The sequence below is a fragment of the Bradyrhizobium sp. STM 3566 genome (assembly GCF_045571445.1).
GTDB classification, from domain to species: domain Bacteria; phylum Pseudomonadota; class Alphaproteobacteria; order Rhizobiales; family Xanthobacteraceae; genus Bradyrhizobium; species Bradyrhizobium vignae.
On record NZ_CP120692.1, the window covers coordinates 3,729,785 to 3,746,613 of the forward strand.

17 protein-coding genes and 1 pseudogene are annotated in these 16,829 nt (G+C 64.9%); 6 read left to right on the top strand and 12 right to left on the bottom strand.

Annotated features, from left to right (window positions below):
• Positions 1 to 252: 252 nt before the first annotated feature.
• The 3 genes from P6U27_RS17900 to P6U27_RS17910 all read left to right on the top strand — a co-directional run bounded on the left by P6U27_RS17900 (position 253) and on the right by P6U27_RS17910 (position 4,000).
• Positions 253 to 2,034 (top strand): NirA family protein, encoded by a 1,782-nt coding sequence (locus P6U27_RS17900; protein ID WP_407194330.1) that lies wholly within the window; start codon positions 253 to 255, stop codon positions 2,032 to 2,034.
• Complete coding sequence (locus tag P6U27_RS17905) at positions 2,031 to 3,644, top strand: sulfite reductase subunit alpha (protein WP_122403225.1); 1,614 nt, start codon at positions 2,031 to 2,033, stop codon at positions 3,642 to 3,644. The genes P6U27_RS17900 and P6U27_RS17905 overlap by 4 nt, the downstream gene beginning before the upstream one ends.
• A gap of 203 nt (positions 3,645 to 3,847) precedes the next feature.
• Positions 3,848 to 4,000: a hypothetical protein gene (locus P6U27_RS17910; protein WP_164936884.1), complete on the top strand. Its 153-nt coding sequence runs from the start codon at positions 3,848 to 3,850 to the stop codon at positions 3,998 to 4,000.
• Positions 4,001 to 4,063: 63 nt separating this feature from the next.
• Here the strand turns inward: P6U27_RS17910 and P6U27_RS17915 are convergent, their stop codons facing one another.
• From P6U27_RS17915 to pxpB, 3 genes are read right to left on the bottom strand one after another with little or no spacing between them, the layout of a single operon-like run.
• Positions 4,064 to 4,831, bottom strand: coding sequence for a LamB/YcsF family protein (locus P6U27_RS17915; protein ID WP_122403227.1), 768 nt, complete (start codon positions 4,829 to 4,831; stop codon positions 4,064 to 4,066).
• A 32-nt stretch (positions 4,832 to 4,863) separates the two neighbouring features.
• Positions 4,864 to 5,901 (bottom strand): biotin-dependent carboxyltransferase family protein, encoded by a 1,038-nt coding sequence (locus P6U27_RS17920; protein ID WP_122403228.1) that lies wholly within the window; start codon positions 5,899 to 5,901, stop codon positions 4,864 to 4,866.
• Positions 5,898 to 6,629 (bottom strand): 5-oxoprolinase subunit PxpB, encoded by a 732-nt coding sequence (gene pxpB / locus P6U27_RS17925; protein WP_122403229.1) that lies wholly within the window; start codon positions 6,627 to 6,629, stop codon positions 5,898 to 5,900. The genes P6U27_RS17920 and pxpB overlap by 4 nt, the downstream gene beginning before the upstream one ends.
• A 250-nt stretch (positions 6,630 to 6,879) precedes the next feature.
• Here pxpB and P6U27_RS17930 point away from each other — a divergent pair, with 250 nt between their 5' ends.
• Together P6U27_RS17930 and P6U27_RS17935 are read left to right on the top strand one after the other, a co-directional pair.
• Positions 6,880 to 7,578, top strand: a complete 699-nt coding sequence (locus tag P6U27_RS17930; RefSeq protein WP_027550912.1) for a ribonuclease activity regulator RraA — start codon at positions 6,880 to 6,882, stop codon at positions 7,576 to 7,578.
• 24 nt (positions 7,579 to 7,602) lie between these two features.
• Positions 7,603 to 8,007 carry a cupin domain-containing protein gene (locus P6U27_RS17935; RefSeq protein ID WP_209296197.1) on the top strand — a complete coding sequence of 135 codons (405 nt, stop codon included), beginning with the start codon at positions 7,603 to 7,605 and terminating at the stop codon, positions 8,005 to 8,007.
• 127 nt (positions 8,008 to 8,134) lie between these two features.
• Here P6U27_RS17935 and P6U27_RS17940 read toward each other — a convergent pair whose 3' ends face one another.
• Entirely contained in the window at positions 8,135 to 8,968 is an 834-nt protein-coding gene (locus tag P6U27_RS17940) for a DUF2147 domain-containing protein (RefSeq protein ID WP_122403231.1), read from the bottom strand.
• Positions 8,969 to 9,138: 170 nt separating this feature from the next.
• Complete coding sequence (locus tag P6U27_RS17945) at positions 9,139 to 9,918, bottom strand: transporter substrate-binding domain-containing protein (RefSeq protein ID WP_122403232.1); 780 nt, start codon at positions 9,916 to 9,918, stop codon at positions 9,139 to 9,141.
• 115 nt (positions 9,919 to 10,033) lie between these two features.
• Here P6U27_RS17945 and P6U27_RS17950 point away from each other — a divergent pair, with 115 nt between their 5' ends.
• Complete coding sequence (locus tag P6U27_RS17950; protein WP_122406666.1) at positions 10,034 to 10,531, top strand: DUF1993 family protein; 498 nt, start codon at positions 10,034 to 10,036, stop codon at positions 10,529 to 10,531.
• A gap of 60 nt (positions 10,532 to 10,591) precedes the next feature.
• Here the strand turns inward: P6U27_RS17950 and P6U27_RS17955 are convergent, their stop codons facing one another.
• From P6U27_RS17955 to P6U27_RS17985, 7 genes and pseudogenes are all read right to left on the bottom strand, one after another.
• A complete protein-coding gene (locus tag P6U27_RS17955) occupies positions 10,592 to 11,059 on the bottom strand; it encodes a hypothetical protein (protein ID WP_162500273.1) in 468 nt (155 codons plus the stop codon).
• A gap of 247 nt (positions 11,060 to 11,306) precedes the next feature.
• Positions 11,307 to 11,509 (bottom strand): annotated as a pseudogene (locus P6U27_RS17960) (transposase); the annotation flags it as partial.
• Positions 11,481 to 12,365, bottom strand: coding sequence for an aminoglycoside phosphotransferase family protein (locus P6U27_RS17965; protein ID WP_244607651.1), 885 nt, complete (start codon positions 12,363 to 12,365; stop codon positions 11,481 to 11,483). The pseudogene P6U27_RS17960 and the gene P6U27_RS17965, both read right to left, overlap by 29 nt.
• A gap of 346 nt (positions 12,366 to 12,711) precedes the next feature.
• Entirely contained in the window at positions 12,712 to 13,701 is a 990-nt protein-coding gene (locus P6U27_RS17970) for a hydroxyacid dehydrogenase (RefSeq protein ID WP_122403234.1), read from the bottom strand.
• Positions 13,702 to 13,733: 32 nt separating this feature from the next.
• A complete protein-coding gene (locus tag P6U27_RS17975; RefSeq protein ID WP_122403235.1) occupies positions 13,734 to 14,834 on the bottom strand; it encodes an ABC transporter ATP-binding protein in 1,101 nt (366 codons plus the stop codon).
• Positions 14,835 to 14,840: 6 nt separating this feature from the next.
• On the bottom strand, positions 14,841 to 15,752 hold the full coding sequence (locus tag P6U27_RS17980) for a carbohydrate ABC transporter permease (RefSeq protein WP_122403236.1): 912 nt from the start codon (positions 15,750 to 15,752) through the stop codon (positions 14,841 to 14,843).
• A complete protein-coding gene (locus tag P6U27_RS17985) occupies positions 15,752 to 16,690 on the bottom strand; it encodes a carbohydrate ABC transporter permease (RefSeq protein WP_122403237.1) in 939 nt (312 codons plus the stop codon). Before P6U27_RS17985 ends, P6U27_RS17980 begins: the two co-directional genes overlap by 1 nt.
• Positions 16,691 to 16,829: the final 139 nt, after the last annotated feature.

Consider the following 16,829-nt stretch of genomic DNA (forward strand, 5'->3'; position numbering starts at 1 on the left):
CGTGGATCCACTCGGCCTCGTTTTAACTCTCTGAAATTTCAAGATTTTTGATTTCCGCCAAGCTGGCACGCAACTTGAATATTGCACTGCGGCCAGCTTGTCATAGGTGCCTGCTGAGCCAAGTCCCACAGCAACGAAGCTGATCGGACCGTCGGGTTGCGAAGCAGGCGTCAGAGCCAGCTGAGTTTCCCGCGGGTCGCGCAATTTTCCGTCGATGCCACCGAGGTGGCCGCAGGAGCTTCGTTACACACCATGAAAATCGATACGGTCTCAGTCGACTTTACCGACGAGCAGAAACGCTATCTCGAAGGCTTCACGACGGGCCTGCAGATCAGCCGGGTCGGCCGCGGCCTTGGCGCGGGCACCGGCAAGACGAATGCCGAGCCGACCGGTCCCGATGCCGTTCACATCAAGGCGCAGGACAAGGTGATCGCGGCGGGCAAGAAGCTTGCCGACCAGGAGAAGTTCAAGCGCGAGGAGCATCCCTTCGACGCCTATCCGCGGCTGCGCCAGCAGGCGCGCGACAACACCCCGCCGAGCCCGGCGGACAATTTCCGCTGGCGCTATTACGGCATCTTCTATGTCGCGCCGACGCAGGACTCCTACATGTGCCGCCTGCGCATTCCGAACGGCATCATGAAGCACTGGCAGCTGTCGGGCCTTGCCGATCTCGCCGACGAGCTCTGCGGTCCCTACAGCCACGTCACGACGCGCGCCAATCTCCAGCTGCGCGAGATCCCGCCGAAGCACGCGATCAGGATGATCGAAGGCATCCAGGACCTCGGCCTGTGCTCACGCGGCTCCGGCGCCGACAACATCCGCAACGTGACGGGAACGCCGACGGCCGGCATCGATCCGCAGGAAATCATCGACACGCGGCCCTATGCGCGCGAGTGGCACTATCACATCCTCAACGACCGCTCGCTCTATGGCCTGCCGCGCAAGTTCAACGTCGCCTTCGACGGCGCCGGCAGGATCGCGGTGCTCGAGGAGACCAACGACATCGCCTTCACCGCGTACGAGGTGAAGGACGGTTTCGGCGTCGAGCCCGGCATCTGGTTCCGGCTCGGTCTCGGCGGCATCACCGGCCACAAGGATTTTGCAAAATATTCCGGCATCATCGTCAAGCCGGAGCAGGCGACTGCCGTCGCCGACGCCATCGTGCGCGTGTTCATCGATCATGGCGACCGCACCAACCGCAACAAGGCACGGCTGAAATACGTGCTCGACAGCATGGGCCACGACGGCTTCCTCAAGCTGGTCGAAGAGCGGCTGAAGAAGCCGTTCACGCGTGTGCCGGAAGAGGCGTTTGCGCCGCGGCCTGCCGCCGACCGTCTGGCCCATATCGGCGTGCACAAGCAGAAGCAGGACGGGCTCAACTGGATCGGCGTGTCGCTGACGCTCGGCAAGCTCACCTCCGATCAGATGCGCGGCCTCGCCAAGGTTTCGCGCGATCTCGGCGACGGCGAGATCCGTCTCACGGTCTGGCAGAACCTCCTGCTTTCAGGCGTGCGCGACGAGAATGTCGAGCTTGCCGTCGCGGCCATCAAGCAGATCGGGCTCGCAGTCGAGGCATCGCACATCCGCGCCGGCCTGATCGCCTGCACGGGCAATGCCGGTTGCCGCTTTGCCGCTGCCAATACCAAGCGCCACGCCGCCGAGATCGGCGACTGGTGCGAGCCGCGCGTCGCGATGGACAAGCCGGTGAACATCCATGTCACTGGCTGTCACCATTCCTGCGCGCAGCACTACATCAGCGATATCGGCCTGATTGGCGCGCGTGTGCCGGTCGGCGAGGAAGACACGGTCGAGGGCTATCACCTCTTCACCGGCGGCGGGTTCGGCCCCGATGCCGACGTCGGGCAGGAAGTCTATCACGACCTCAAGGCCGAGGACGCACCGAAGACGGTCGAAAATCTGCTCAAGGCCTATATCGCCCATCGCTCGTCTCCCGATGAAACCTTCCTGTCTTTTGCGCGCCGCCACGACGGCGAGACGCTGCGCAAGCTGGCCGATGCACAGGTGTCCGCATGAACCAGATCACCCCACCGCCGAAACTCGACCTCATTCCCGCGAGCGCGCCGTTCTCCGATGCGCAGCGTTCCTGGCTGAACGGCTTCTTCGCCGGGCTGCTGTCGCCGGACGTTGCCGCGCCGCTGTCGGCGGAGCAGGGCGCCGCCGTCATGCAGGGAGCGGCCGGCGACGGCGATGACGGCGAAGCGCCATGGCATGACCAGACCATGCCGATCGCCGAGCGGATGAAGCTCGCCGAGGGACGCCCCCTGCGGCGCAAGATGATGGCAGCGATGGCGCAGCAGGATTGCGGCCAGTGCGGCTACAATTGCCACGACTATTCGGAGGCGATCGCGAGCCGCAGCGAAGCGCGGCTCAATCTGTGCGTTCCCGGCGGCAAGGAAACCGCGCGGATGCTGAAGTCGCTGTACGAGGAGCTCGACAAGGCGCCCGTGGCGAAAGCTCCCGAGAAGACGGACGCGGTGGCCGCGCCGGCCGTGACCGTGACGATCGCAGAGCCCGGCCGCTCGCGCGACAATCCGATTCAAGCGACGTTCCTGTCGCGCCGTCTTCTCAACAAGGGCAAGTCGGAGAAGGAGACCTATCACATCGAGTTCGATCTCTCCGAGAGCAAGCTCGACTATGTCGTTGGTGATTCCTTCGGCGTCTTCCCGCGCAACGATATCGGCCTCGTCGACCAGGTCATCGCGCTGCTCGGCGCCTCCCACACCACCAAAGTGAACGGCAAGACGCTGCGCGAGGTGCTGATCGATGACGTCTCGCTGTCGCCGGCGCCCGACACGCTGTTCGAGCTGATCTCCTTCATCACCGGCGGCGCGCAGCGCGAGAAGGCGCGAGCGCTGGCGCAGGGCGAGGATCCCGATGGCGATGCCGCGACCCTCGACGTGATGGCGGCGCTGCAGAAGTTTTCCGGCACGCGGCCGCATCCGGAGGCGTTCGTCGAGGCGCTGGAGCCGCTGCAGCCGCGGCTTTACTCGATCTCGTCCTCGCACAACGCGACGCCGGGAAAACTGTCGCTGACAGTCGACTCGGTGCGCTACGTCATCGGCAAGCGCAAGCGCCTCGGCGTCGCCTCGACCTTCCTCGGCGAGCGCATCGCCGAGGGCGAGAAGCTCAAGGTCTATGTGCAGAAGGCGCACAATTTCGGCCTGCCGCAAGACCCGAAGACGCCGATCATCATGGTCGGACCCGGCACCGGCATCGCGCCATTCCGCGCCTTCCTGCTCGATCGCAAGGCGACCGGCGCGCCCGGCAAGAACTGGCTGTTCTTCGGTCATCAGCGCAGCGATTGCGATTTCTTCTACCAGGAGGAGCTCAACGCGATGAAGACCTCTGGGCTGCTCACGCGCCTGTCGCTGGCCTGGTCGCGCGACGGCGAGAAGAAGTTCTACGTGCAGGACCGCATGCGCGAGGTCGGCCGCGAGCTGTGGACCTGGCTCGCCGAAGGCGCGCATCTCTATATCTGCGGCGATGCCAAGCGCATGGCCAAGGATGTCGAGCGCGCGCTGGTCGATATCGTCGCCCAGTTCGGCGCGCGTTCGACGGATGAGGCCGTCAGTTTCGTTGCCGAGCTCAAGAAGACCGGCCGCTTCCAGGCGGACGTGTACTAACCACTGCCACTCCGCCGTCGTCCGAGCCGGTTCCAACTGGCTCGGATTTGAACGAATAAAATTCCCGGAACCTGCACTTCAAGAGAATTTACAGCTGCGATGCTGTCTCCTCGGAGAAGGCGCATCGCTATTTCCGCCACCGTCTTGCCTGCCCCCCGGCTTGATCCTTCATACTCCCGCAAATGGGGCGTTGGAGATCGACCATGCGCGCACTATCGGCTGAAGCCAGGCTGCACTTCTACGCGCGTTCGCTCTCGCGTCGGACCGGGGCGAGCATGCACCACGTTGCGATGTACAGCGCGTTTGCGGTGATCGCGGCGATCGTGTTCGGGACGCTGTCGGTGCACCCATTCTGATGCTCTCGTCGGGTGGGCAAAGGCGCATAGCGCCGCGCCGACCCTGTACCCTTCTTACGTATCTCACGCGCGCTTGAACGGCGCGACCTCGATCCCGGCTTCCTTCAACGCCTGACGTACGCCACGCGCGATCTCGACCGCGCCCGGCGTGTCGCCGTGGATGCAGACCGTGTCCGTGCGCATCTTGATCACCTTGCCGGTCACCGAGACCACCGCGCCGTCCTGCACCATGCGCACCACGCGGTCGGCGATCGCCTTGGCATCGTGCAGCACCGCGCCCGGCTTCTTGCGCGAGACCAGATTGCCGTCGTCCTCGTAGGCGCGGTCGGCGAACACCTCGTGCACCATCGGCAGATTGGCCGCTTCGCCGGCCTTCACCAGTTTCGAATTGGCGAGCACGACGAAGATCAGGCTGGGATCGACCGCCTTGATGCCGGCGGCGATCGCCTTCGCGGTCATGTCGTCCTCGCAGGCGACATTGGAGAGCGCGCCGTGCGCCTTCACATGGGTGACCTTGTGGCCGGCCGCGGTCGCGATCGCCTGCAGCGCGCCGATCTGGTAGGCGACGAGGTTCTCGATCTCGGAGGCCTTGAGCCCTGCGATCGGGTGGCGGCCGAACCCGTGCAGGTCGCGGTAGCCGGGATGCGCGCCGACCGAGACGCCGCGCGCCTTTGCCAGCTCCACCGTCCTGCGCATGATGTCGGGGTCCCCGGCGTGGAAGCCGCAGGCGACGTTGACCGAGCTCGCCAACTCGATCATGGCGGCATCGTTGCCCATCTCCCACGCGCCAAAACCTTCGCCGAGGTCGCAATTAAGATCGACTGTCTTCATGGGGTGCTCTCCGCCTCTGGTCTTGTTGCCGTTTACGGCTCCGCCGCGACTTGCCACGTCCCGGCATCGACCGCGCTGACCGCATAGCCCGCCACGTTAGCATCGCTGAGCGCCTCGATGTTGAGCGCGACGGTGTCGGAGGAGCGCAGGCGATCGGGTAGGCTGCGGATCAACTGCGCGAATTTTCGCGCCTCGTCCTGCGCTTCGGAAATGCTGACGGCCTTGAAGCGGAACGCGGTTCCTGCCGAGGTCTGCGCGAGGCGGCCGATATCGGCCGTAATCACCGTTGCGATCTTCGGATAGCCACCGGAGGTGCCGCGGTCCATCATCAGCGCGATCGGCGCGCCGTTGCCGGGCACCTGAATGCTGCCATTGACCGTGCCGTCGGAGACGATGTTGTGGCCGTGCAGATGCTTGATCGCGGGGCCTTCAAGCCGGTAGCCCATGCGGTCGGAGGTGGCCGAGATCTTCCACTCGCTGTTCAGGAACAGCGCCTTGTTGGCCTCGTCGAACTCGTCGTCCTGCGGCCCCAGCACCACGCGGATCGGGCCGCTCGCCGGCTTCGGCAGCTCGATGCGCAGCTCCGGTGCACCGCTCGCGGCATCGACCGTGAACTCGTCGCCGGCCTGGAGCGGGCGCGGGTAGGGGCTGCCGAGGCCGGCGCGCGCATTCACCGCGAGACTGCCGAACACCGGCTCGCCCTTGATGGCGCCTTCGATTGCCAGATACGTGAACGCGCCGCCGCGGGCAAAGCCGAGCGTCAGCGTCTCGCCATCCTTCAGCGTCACCGATGTGTCCATCGCGACCGGGTTTCCGGCGACGTCCGCATTGCGCGGTGCGCCTGATAGCGCCACGCGCACGGCGCCGTCGCGGGCTGTGAAGGAGGCGCCGAACGGGCCGATCTCGACGGCGGCCGCGAAAGGCTCGTTGCCGACGAGCGTGTTCGCCGCCGCAAGCGACAGCCGGTCCATCGCCCCGCTCACCGTCAAGCCATAGCGCTGCGCGCCGAAGCGCCCGCCATCCTGGACGGAGCTTGCAGGGCCGATGCTGGGGACGACGAGCCGGCTCATGCGACCACCTGCTCAGCGATGATCTCGCCGGCTTCCGCAGCGCGATCCATCTCCTCGAACGTCTTGTGGTCGATGGCGAAGAAAGTCACGCGATCACCGGGTTCGGTGAGGAAGGTCGGATTGCGATGGAGCTGATATGTTCTGACAGGCGTACGGCCCAGGAGGTGCCAGCCGCTCGGGGCGGCCAGGCATTGGATGCCGGCCTGGACGCCGCCGATCGAGATCGTCCCGGCGGGTGTCAGCAGCCGCGGGTTTTGCCGCCGCGACATGTGCAGGGACTTGTCGAGGCCACTGAGATAGGACCAACCCGGCGTGAACCCGATCATGGCGACCTTGTAGTCGCCGCCGACATGCCGGGCGACAATATCGTCGGGCGTGGTGCCCAGCGCCTTCGCGACATCCTCGAGATCGATGCCATGCTCGCCGCCATAGGCGACGGGAATGCGCCAGCGGCGCGCCTTGGTGACCGGCGGCAGCGGCTGGGTGGCGATCGCGAGGATCTTTTCGCCCAGCGCGTCGAAACCGATCTTGCCGGGATCGTAATGCACCAGCAGCGAGCGATAGGTCGGTACCGTCTCGGTGATGCCGTCGATTGGGCTCGCTGCGAGCGCCTTGTCCAGCGCCAGCACGCGCTGGTTGGCGTCCTCGTCGATGGTGCGGCTGAACTCGACCGTGACGGCGCTGTCGCCACTGGGCAAAAGGCGGGGCGGGGGAAGCGTCGCGGCCATGGAGCTGTCGAAATCGGGCTTCTGAAGAATGCGGCCCCCGACGTTCGAGTTCCGCTTTGCCCTGCTTCGCGTAAATGCGCCCGCAAGTCCAATAAATTAATGCAAGGGGAAGCGATAAAGCCTTGTTATCGCGTCGCATAATAGCCCAGCGGCCCTGCGTTATTGCCAGCCTCGAGGCCCTTGACGCAAGGCTTGCGGCTCGCAAGATGCGCGCGTTCTTTTCCCGCCTATCCGGAGCTCGTTCTCGTCCATGTCGCTGTCCCCCGAAGCCCGCAAGACCCTCGCCGGCATCACCACCGCCACCATCACCACGGTCCTGCTGAAGAAGGGGCTGCGCAATGTGTGGATGCGCGGCGCCCGTCCGCTGCGCCCGGGCTTGCCGCGGCTGGTCGGACCGGCTTTCACGCTGCGCTTCGTGCCGGCGCGCGAGGACCTGGCAACGCCGGAATCCTGGTCCTCGCCGATCTCGACCCGCACCGCGATCGAGGCGATGCCGGAGGGCTGCATCGCCGTGGTCGATGCCATGGGCATCACCGATGCCGGCATCTTCGGCGACATCCTCTGCGCGCGCATGGTCAAGCGCGGCGTCACCGCGCTCGTGACCGACGGCGTCGTGCGTGACGTCGAGGGCGTGCTCGGCACCAATCTTCCCGTGTGGTGCGACGGCTATGCCGCGCCCCCTTCCGTCGCGGGCCTGACCTTCGTCGGCTGGGGCGAGCCGATCGGTTGCGGCGGCGTTGCCGTGTTTCCGAACGACATCGTGGTCGCTGACCAGGACGGCTGCGTGCTGATCCCGCAAGCGATGCTCGACCACGTCCTCGCCGAGGGCGTCGAGCAGGAGCGCATGGAGGCCTGGATCGTCAACGAGGTGAACAACGGCGCCGTGCTGCCGGGCCTCTATCCCATGAATGCCGAGACCAAGGCGCGCTACGCCGCCAGCAAGAAGTAGTCGGGAAGCAGCGAGGTAATCCCAATGGAAATCACTGTTGCAGGCACGCGGCCGACCCGGCGCGCGCCCAAGGAAAACTTCACCGGCACCGTGTGGCAGGACCCCGTCATCATGGCGCCCGCACCGGCACGGCTGAACTGCTCGCGCGTCGCATTCGAGCCGGGCGCACGCACCAATTGGCATCACCATCCGCTCGGGCAGACGCTCTACGTCATCTCCGGCGTCGGCCGCGTCCAGTCCAAGGGCGGCCCGATCCGCGAGATCCGCCCCGGCGACACCATCTGGATTCCGCCGGGCGAAGTGCATTGGCACGGCGCATCACCGACCAACGGCATGTGCCACATCGCCATGCAGGAAGCGCTCGACGGCGTCTACTCGACCTGGCTGGAGCCGGTCACCGACGCGGAATACGGGGCCGCGTTGGGCTAAGGCTGCTGTGTCCCGGACAAGACGCATCGCCCCAACGCGATGCGTCGCCGAACGCGGAATTCTCGAGATGCCGGGTTCACGCTTCGCGTGCCCCGGAATCACCCGGTCCTGGAGAATTCGAGAGGCTCTAGTTCACCCGCGTCCACGTCTGGCCGCCGCAGAACATGCCGCCGAAGGCGCAGCCCTGCACGCGCAACTGGTCGGTGCCCTTCATGGCGATCGTCGAATCATAGGTCGAGCCCGAGTTCGGATCGAGGATGCGGCCGGACCATTTCTGGTCCTTGCCGGGTTTCATGTTGATCAGAACCTGCTCGCCGTTCTGGTTCGACTTGCTGTCGACCGAGTAGCCGCAGAGGTTGGTGCCGCATTGCTCGATGCGGACCTTGCCTTCCTTCTCCTCGGTGAGCCAGACGCCGACCGGTGAATTGAGATCGCGTGTGGGCGCGGTTGCCGGAGAGGGTGCCGCCGCGGCCGCCTGAACGGGGGCGGGGGCAGGCGCCGGAGCGGGCGGAGGCGGCGCGGCCGGCGCTGCCTGCTGCGTGGCAGGCGCAGGTGCCGGCGGCGGCACCAAGGGCGTATCGGCCGGCGTGCTAGTGGCCGTCGTGGTCGTCGGTGAAGCTGGTGGTGGCGGAGCGGGTGGCGGCGCTGCTGCGGCAGTGGGCGCTGGTGCGGGCGGCTGCGCGGCCACGGGCGGAGGGGTGACCGGGGCGGGAACCGGAGCTGGCGCCGCCGGCGTTTGCGGCTCGACCGTCGCTTGTTGCGGTTGCTGGTTCGGCGCCTGCTCGTTCTTCTTGGCCTTCTTGGCCTTGCCCTGGCCGGTGTTGTCAAACACGCCGGGGATCTGCACGGTGCCGCGGTCCGGATCGATGCGGATGGTGCGCCCGCCATATTCGAAGGTGTACTGCGCCTGCGCGGCGGTGCTCGCCAAAAGGAATGCGGCCGCGGCCAACAGCTTCCTCATTTCCGTCTCCTCAACAGATCGTCCCCGCACCGACGCTTACGCGCCGGCAACATCGCAAAAAGTGATCTAGATCACTGTCGTTGGTATGAGTCGTCTTCCGGCGGCTCCGGGTTCAATAGGCCTGGGGCCGGTCCAAAGTTTGGCGGGGCAAGCGACAGGAGGACGCGGCCTTAATCGAACCAGGCCGCGTAGATCTTCTTGTAGCTGCCATCTTCCATGGAAATGTGCAGCCATTGGTCGATGAAGGCTTTCAGCGCCATGTCGCGCTGCAGCCAATAGGCCTTCTCGGAGAAGTCGAACGGCTTTTCGGGATGCACCGCGCACAGCACGCCGGCGTGCTGCTTCTGCTGGTAGCGTGTCTCGGAGGCGTCCGTCATCATCAGATCGGCGTTGCCCTTGGCGATCTCGTCGAAGATCGCTGTGTTGTCGGGGAAGACGGTGATCTCGGCATCCTTGATGTTGGCACGCGCAAAGCGCTCGTTGGTGCCGCCGGGATTGACGATGATGCGGGTGCCCTTCTTGTCGATGTCGGCGAGGCTCTGGTACTTGCCGACGTCGGCGCAGCGCGTGATCGGCGTCTTGCCCTCGCGCATGATCGGCGTCGAGAAGAAGCCCTTCTTCTGCCGGTCGAGCGTGACCGACACGCCGCCCATGGCGATGTCGAACTGGTCGGCCTCGAAATCCTTCATCAGCTTCGGCCAAGCCGTCGGCACGAACTCGACCTTGACCCCGAGGGCTTTGCCGAGCGCCTGCGCCATGTCGACGTCGAAGCCGCTGAACTGCTGCGTCGTCTTGTCCAGGTAGGTGAATGGCTTGTAGTCGCCGGTCATGCCGACGCGCAGCGTGCCGCGCTGGACGATCTCGTCGAGACGCGAGGGCGCCTGCTGCGCTTGCGCCGAAAGGTTTGCCAGCAACACCACGGCCAAGGCCGCCACGATTCGAACGATCATCTCTTTTCTACCCCTGCGCGAGCTGTCATTGTGCAGCCGTTCGGACGTGGATTTAGACCAGATGCCCGTCGCGGGCGAGGCAGAATTGAAGGGAATCCTTGAGGTGACGATATCGATGTACGAGGCCTCGGTCGGCCTGTTCGTGCCCTATTTGCGCAACCTGTCCGCGCTGCTCGACAAGGGCGTCGCTTATGCAGAGGCCCGCAAGTTCAACCCGACGGTTCTGCTCGGCATGCGCCTTGCGCCGAACATGTACGACCTGGCGCAGCAGGTCGGTGAGGCCTGCCGCCACGCTACCGTTGCGCCGGCCCTGCTGGCGCAGCGCGAGCCGGTGGCGCTGCCGGCGCTGGAGCACGATATGGCCGGGCTTCAAGCGCGTATCGCAACGTCGATCGAGTTCATCGAAAGCTTGCCGCGTGCGGAGATCGATGCCGCGGCGGAGCAGAACGTCTTCTTCAGGCTGAAGAACGGCACCGAGCTGCCCTTCACAGGGCGGACGCTGCTGCTGACGTTCAGCGTGCCGCAGTTCTTCTTTCACGTCACCACGGCCTACGACCTGCTACGGCACGCCGGCGTCGAGCTCGTGAAGAAGGATTATCTCGGGCGGAAGTAGGGCTCCGTGTTTGCCTCTCCCTGCGGGAGAGGTGTAGCGAGACCTGGTCTACTAGCTGCCTTACGCTTCGCCCTTGCGCTCGTAATCGGCGAGCGAGCTGCGGCCGGCGATCTCGCTGCGGAGCAGCTCGAAGCGTTTATTGGCCTCTTCCTCCTGCGCATCGACGAAACGCACAGCGGCCTCGCTCGTCATCGGGCCGCTGACCACGGGGGCGGACTGCTCGCCGATGGTCTCGTGGACGTAATACTGGCCGTCATCGCCGCGATGGACCGTCCATTTGAGACGGATCGCCACCATGGGGCCGGGACCGACCTTGCTGTAGCCATCGGCATCGGTGTGCTCCGGCACCAGCGGCTGCTCCTCGACGACAGGATGCTCGTCGGTAACGACCTGCTCCTGGGCCACCGCCTGCTCATCGGCAACCGCCGTCTCGGTCGCGCTATCGCGGACGACGAGGACGGGCTCGGGGTGCTCCAAAATGCTGGCGATGGTCGCCAGCGCGTGGTCGGTCGGGTCGATCTCTGCCAAGGGTCATCCTCCAGCTCGACGCGGCCGGCCAGTCTGTCCCGCTGCCGCCGCGGCCGGTCCTATTACGCGCGTTCGATTGAGGCTGAGTTGGGGCTCGATCTGCACCAAAATGGGACACTTTCTGGGACGCGGACTCATGCTTTCCAGGACGCGAACTCATTAAGGCGCAGCCATAGCCTGATTGACGCCAGTTGAACGAAAGCAGGGTAGTTGGCGGCAAGCCTGTCGTAGCGTGTCACCATGCGACGACACCAGCCCGCCGCCAGCGGATGAAGCGGTTGTAGCACGTGGCGGACCAAATGCCTCGGGCAGATCACGCCAGGTGCCCCGGATCGCAAGACCCAGAAAATGCCATTAAGGACACGACGTCGTTTACGCGTCGTTTACTCGAGGAACGGCTCGCGCGCGCGACCAAGACTGTTCAGTCTTCCGAGCGCAAACCCGCCTCAATGCGTTGGATCAGCCGCTCCCGCAAGGACGGCACCACGTTGCCGAGGACGACGAAGGTGCGGACGATGGGCAAATACGGCTCCATTGCCGCCGTCAGCTCCGCGAGAGACGTGCCGGCCAGCCGCGCATATTCGGATTGCGCCGCCGCATTGGTCGCGCGCGGCCGCTCGGGATTGTCAGCGATTTCCGGGGCGAGCTCGGACAGGATGACATGCAAGAACCCGAGGTCGACGGCGGCGGGCGCGCGCATCACGAAAGTCCAGTCGACGAGCTTTGGGCCTTCCGCCGTCATGATCACGTTGCCGGGGCTCAGGTCGCAATGGCAGAGCCTGTCGTCGGACGACAAGCGCTCGATCAGCGCGAGGACATCGGTGGCGACGTGCTTCGGAAGCTTGCCGTCGTCGTGCCGCAACTCCGCCTCCATATACTCGCGCAGGGAGAGGACCTCCGGCGGCGGGGGCGTCTTGTGAACGGACATGGCAAGCGCGGCGACAATCGCTCCCGCCCGTTCGAACGTCACCGCGCCGGTCCGCGAGAGCTGCCACAGGGTCGGTCCGTCGAGCCGCTGCAGCACGATGCCGAAGCGCCCGTCCAAGATCACCTCGCCGAACACCGCCGGCACCGGGAGGCCGGCGGCATGGACAGCGCGGATCATTCGGGCTTCATGCCGACCGAGCTGATGAGAGACGCCGGCCTTGAACAGCTTCACCACCTGACCGGGCGCCCAGGCGTAAGCTTCGGAGAAGGCGCCTTCACCGATCTTTTTCCCTAGTGATCCCTGCATGCCCGTTCTCCACCGTACAGAGGAAACACCGGCGAGCAAAAAGGAATCCTCCCGTCGGGGGCCGCCGGACATTATCGCCTTTCAACCTGCAGAGACCGTCGGCCACTCCGCTAAATGGTCCCAAGCCCGGTTGTGACCCGGAGCGGGCATCAGGATGGGCCGATGGTCCTCCAGGAAAATCGGAGTTTGTCATGCAGGTGCGGCGGTGCGCACAACAGTGTCCGCTTCACTCACCGACCTTCCTGATTTGATGAGGCTGAACGAGCCGATATCAGTCGTCCCTGCGAAAGAGAAGCCGGCCAAGACGGCCAGTCTGCGATACTCGGCTTCCGTGCGCTCGCAGCCGCCGGGTCCGCGCAACATGTTAAGGTCACTCATGACGCGATGCGACCGCCCGCGCCATGCGTCCGCCTGTCGCTCAGCCCAGCACGTCCTGATTGATCACGTTCTGCCGGATGGGATCGCCGTCCAGCACGCTCAGGATGTTGCGCGCGGTCTGCTCGCTCATGCGCTGGACAGCCTCGACCGTGACGCCGGCCACATGCGGTGCCATGATGACGTTGGACAGCGCGAACAGCGCGTTGCTGACCGGCGGCGGCTCCACCTCGAACACGTCGATACCGGCGCCGGCGAGCTTTCCCGACACCAGGGCGTCGTAGAGCGCCGCTTCCTTCACGATGCCGCCGCGCGCGGTATTGATGAGGTAGGATTTCGGCTTCATCCGGCCGATCCGCGCCGCATCGAACAGGCCGACGGTCTCCGGCGTCTTCGGGCAGTGGATGGTGACGAAATCGGCGTGAGCTAGCGCGGCGTCGAGGTCAGTGATGGGCTCGCAGCCGGCGGCCTTGATTTCGGCGGCGGGCTTATAGGGATCGTAGACCTGCACCTTCATCTCGAACGCCAGGCAGCGCCTGGCGGTACGACTGCCGATGCGGCCGAACCCGATGACCAGCACGGTCTTGCCGTAGAGGTCGAACGGCAGCATGCCGAGCCGGTCGGCCCATGTGCCATCCTTGACGCAGGCATGCAGCTCCTGCGCGCGCTTGGCCAGCGTCAGCATCATGAACAGCGCCGCTTCCGCGACCGAGGGCGAGTTGGCGCTGCCGGCGACCATCAGCGGCACCTTGCGGCGGGAGAGCGCGGGCACGTCGACGGCGTCGTAGCCGACGCCGATGCGGGTCACCACCTTCATGTCGCGGGCCGCCTCGAGCTCGGTCTCGCCGAAGGCGGTGGCACCTAACGCCACCCCATGGACCGGCGCATGGCTCTTCAGCAGCGCCTCAAAGTCCTTCGCGGAGATCAGGTTGGAAAACTCGACGAGCTCGATATCGTCCCGCTGGGTGAGGAGGGCGCGCGCCCCTTGCGACAAAGTTTGAGTAACGAAAATCTTCTTCTTGTTGGTCGCCATCGCTCCCTGCCTGCTAGCGTTTCTTCACGGCGTCACAACACGACGCCGGTTTCCTCATTTAGCAGGTGCATGTTGTTGAGGTCCATCGCCAGGCGCATGGGTGCCCCGTCCTTGGCGCCGGCATTGGGATTGACGCGGCCGCACACCGGCGTGCCGTCGAGCCCGAAATAGACCAGCGTCTCCATTCCCATCGGCTCGGTCACGTCGAGCACGGTCTCGAAGGTCTCGACCCCGGGCTCGAGATGCGCGTGCGACTCCGTCAGATGCTCGGGCCGGAGGCCGAGCAGCAGCTTGTCGGTGCGCGGCAACGCGTTGTATCGCGCGGCACGGGCCGGCGGCAGCGGGAAAGCGATACGGTCGGTGAGGCGGATCTGGAGCGTGCCGCCGACATCCTCGAGGCGGCACGGGATGAAATTCATCGCCGGCGAGCCGATGAAGCCTGCGACGAAGCGCGTCGCCGGCTTGTGGTAGAGCTCGTTCGGCGTGCCGATCTGCTCGATGCGCCCCTTGTTCATCACCACCACGCGGTCGGCCAGCGTCATCGCCTCGACCTGGTCGTGGGTGACGTAGACGGTGGTGGTGCGCACCTTCTGGTGCACCTTCTTGATCTCGATCCGCATCTGCACGCGCAGCTTGGCGTCGAGATTGGAGAGCGGCTCGTCGAAGAGAAAGACTTTGGGATTGCGCACGATGGCGCGGCCCATGGCGACGCGCTGGCGCTGGCCGCCGGAGAGCTGCTTCGGCTTGCGGTCGATCAGGTCGGTGATGTCGAGGAGCCGGGCTGCCTCCGTCACGCGGGCCTTGATCTCGGCCTTGGGGTAGTGCTTCAGGCGCAGACCGAACGACATATTCTCCGCGACCGTCATGTGCGGGTAGAGCGCGTAATTCTGGAACACCATGGCGATGTCGCGGTCCTTCGGCGGCACGTCGTTGACCACGTCGCCGCCGATCATGATGTCGCCGTCGCTGATGTCCTCGAGCCCTGCGATCATCCGCAGCGTCGTCGACTTGCCGCAGCCGGAGGGGCCGACCAGCACGATGAACTCATGGTCGGCGATGTCGAGGTCGATGCCTCGCACGGCTTCGACATCGTCGTAACGCTTAACTACTTTCCGCAGAGCAACGTCAGCCATGAGTCATCAGCCCTTTGTCGCGCCGGCGGTCAAGCCGGCAATGTAGTAGTCCATCAGGAACGCGTAGATGATCAGCGGCGGCGCGGCGCCGAGCAGCGCGCCGGTCATGATCTGACCCCAGTTGAACACATCGCCCTTGATCAGCGTGGTGGTGATACCGACCGGCAGCACCAGCTGGTCGACCGATGTCGTGAACACCAGGGGATAGAGGAATTGGGCCCAGGACACCGTGAAGGCGAAGATGGTCGCTGCGATCAGCCCGGGCAGCGCGACCGGGATGAAGATGCGTGTCAGCGTCTGCAGCCAGGAGGCGCCGTCGATGAGCGCGGCCTCGTCGAGCTCCTTCGGGACCGAGGCGAAATAGCCGATCATGATCCAGGTGCAGAACGGCACCGTCAGCGTCGGATAGATGAACAGCAGCACATACCATCGGTTCAACAGCGTGATGCCGGTATAATCCTGGACCACGCCGAGCATCTTGAACAGCGGGATGAACAGGAGACTGTCCGGGATCAGGTAGGTCAGGAAGACGCCGGTGGCCAGCGTCGCCGAGCCCCAGAATTTCATCCGGGCCAGGGCAAAGGCCGCGGGAATGCTGATCACCATCGTGATGATGACGACCACGATCGACACGATCGACGAATTCCAGAAGAAGCGCAGAAACTGGTTCGAGCTCAACAGCTCGACATAGTTCGACAGCGTCGGGTGGAATACCCACCAGGGGTTGGTCGCCGCCGAGATCTCCGCGCTGCTCTTGAGCGAGGTGATCAGCATGTAGACCGGTGGTGTCAGGAAGAAGATCGCAAACAGCACCAGGAAGAAATAGGACCAGCGCAGCGCCCAGGCACGGTCGCGGCTCATGCTGCCATACTTGACCTTGCGGGAGGGGCCGGCCTTGTCGATTGCAACCGTGCTCATCAGGCTTCGTTTCCGCGTTTGGTGACATCGCGCAGGATGAAGATCGCTGCGACGGCGAGGATCGGCACCATGAACAGCGAGACGCAGGCGCCGAGCGGAATGTCGCTGCTCTGGATGCCGACCTGGAACGCCCAGGTGGCGAACAGGTGGGTCGTATCCAGCGGGCCGCCTGAGGTCAGGATGCGCACGATGTCGAAATTGGCAAAGGTGACGATCAGCGAGAACAGCGTCGTGATGGCGATGATGTTGCGCATCATCGGCAGCGTGACGTACCAGATCCGCTGCCACCAATTGGCGCCGTCGATGGCCGCGGCCTCGTAGAGCTGATCGGGCACGGATTTGAGTGCGGCCAGATACATGATCATGAAGAACGGCGCTCCGTACCAGACGTTGACGAGGATGACGGAGAAGCGCGCCCAGAAGGTTTCGCCGAGCCAGGGAATCGGACCGACGCCGAAGAAGGACAAGGTGTAGTTGAAGGCGCTGTAGGAGGGGTCGAATAGCCACAGCCAGGCCAGCGTGCTCATCGCCGGCGGGATCACCCAGGGCACGAGCAGCATGCCGCGCCATTTGCGCTGGCCCTTGGCCGGGATGTTATGGACGAAATGCGCGACGACGAAGCCGATCATCGCCTTGAAAATGACAGCGGTGATCGCGAAGATGCAGGACTGCTGCACCACCATCCAGAACGTCTCGCGCTTGAACAGGAAGGTGAAGTTGCCGAGGCCGACGAACTTCGTCATCGCCTTGTTCAGCGTCGCGAGGTGAACCGAGTAGAAGGCGGGGTAGAGCACCAGCAGCGCGATCAGGAGGATCAGCGGCAGCGTCAGGAAGAACGCAACCGTCGATTTTCGCCCGAGCGCATTGCGCAGGCTCTTTCCCTTGCGCGCGCCCGTGGCACGTGCGACGCGACCTCGCTCAACGACGACATCGGCCATGTCAGAATCCTTAAGGTCAGTCTTCTTGCAAGCAGTCCAAGCTTGGAGCCGGCCATAACGGTCGGCTTCAAGGTCTTGCGGATCCGATGACGGAGCCCTGGCGGCTCACGCGCGTGGCGCGAGCCGCCCTGGCACACGC

Bases quoted from the DNA above. Each gene is read 5' to 3' on its own strand.
- P6U27_RS17900 (WP_407194330.1), top strand. From the start codon at position 253: ATGAAAATCGATACGGTCTCAGTCGACTTTACCGACGAGCAGAAACGC.
- P6U27_RS17905 (WP_122403225.1), top strand. From the start codon at position 2,031: ATGAACCAGATCACCCCACCGCCGAAACTCGACCTCATTCCCGCGAGC.
- P6U27_RS17910 (WP_164936884.1), top strand. From the start codon at position 3,848: ATGCGCGCACTATCGGCTGAAGCCAGGCTGCACTTCTACGCGCGTTCG.
- P6U27_RS17915 (WP_122403227.1), bottom strand. From the start codon at position 4,831: ATGAAGACAGTCGATCTTAATTGCGACCTCGGCGAAGGTTTTGGCGCG.
- P6U27_RS17920 (WP_122403228.1), bottom strand. From the start codon at position 5,901: ATGAGCCGGCTCGTCGTCCCCAGCATCGGCCCTGCAAGCTCCGTCCAG.
- pxpB (WP_122403229.1), bottom strand. From the start codon at position 6,629: ATGGCCGCGACGCTTCCCCCGCCCCGCCTTTTGCCCAGTGGCGACAGC.
- P6U27_RS17930 (WP_027550912.1), top strand. From the start codon at position 6,880: ATGTCGCTGTCCCCCGAAGCCCGCAAGACCCTCGCCGGCATCACCACC.
- P6U27_RS17935 (WP_209296197.1), top strand. From the start codon at position 7,603: ATGGAAATCACTGTTGCAGGCACGCGGCCGACCCGGCGCGCGCCCAAG.
- P6U27_RS17940 (WP_122403231.1), bottom strand. From the start codon at position 8,968: ATGAGGAAGCTGTTGGCCGCGGCCGCATTCCTTTTGGCGAGCACCGCC.
- P6U27_RS17945 (WP_122403232.1), bottom strand. From the start codon at position 9,918: ATGATCGTTCGAATCGTGGCGGCCTTGGCCGTGGTGTTGCTGGCAAAC.
- P6U27_RS17950 (WP_122406666.1), top strand. From the start codon at position 10,034: ATGTACGAGGCCTCGGTCGGCCTGTTCGTGCCCTATTTGCGCAACCTG.
- P6U27_RS17965 (WP_244607651.1), bottom strand. From the start codon at position 12,365: ATGTCCGGCGGCCCCCGACGGGAGGATTCCTTTTTGCTCGCCGGTGTT.
- P6U27_RS17970 (WP_122403234.1), bottom strand. From the start codon at position 13,701: ATGGCGACCAACAAGAAGAAGATTTTCGTTACTCAAACTTTGTCGCAA.
- P6U27_RS17975 (WP_122403235.1), bottom strand. From the start codon at position 14,834: ATGGCTGACGTTGCTCTGCGGAAAGTAGTTAAGCGTTACGACGATGTC.
- P6U27_RS17980 (WP_122403236.1), bottom strand. From the start codon at position 15,752: ATGAGCACGGTTGCAATCGACAAGGCCGGCCCCTCCCGCAAGGTCAAG.
- P6U27_RS17985 (WP_122403237.1), bottom strand. From the start codon at position 16,690: ATGGCCGATGTCGTCGTTGAGCGAGGTCGCGTCGCACGTGCCACGGGC.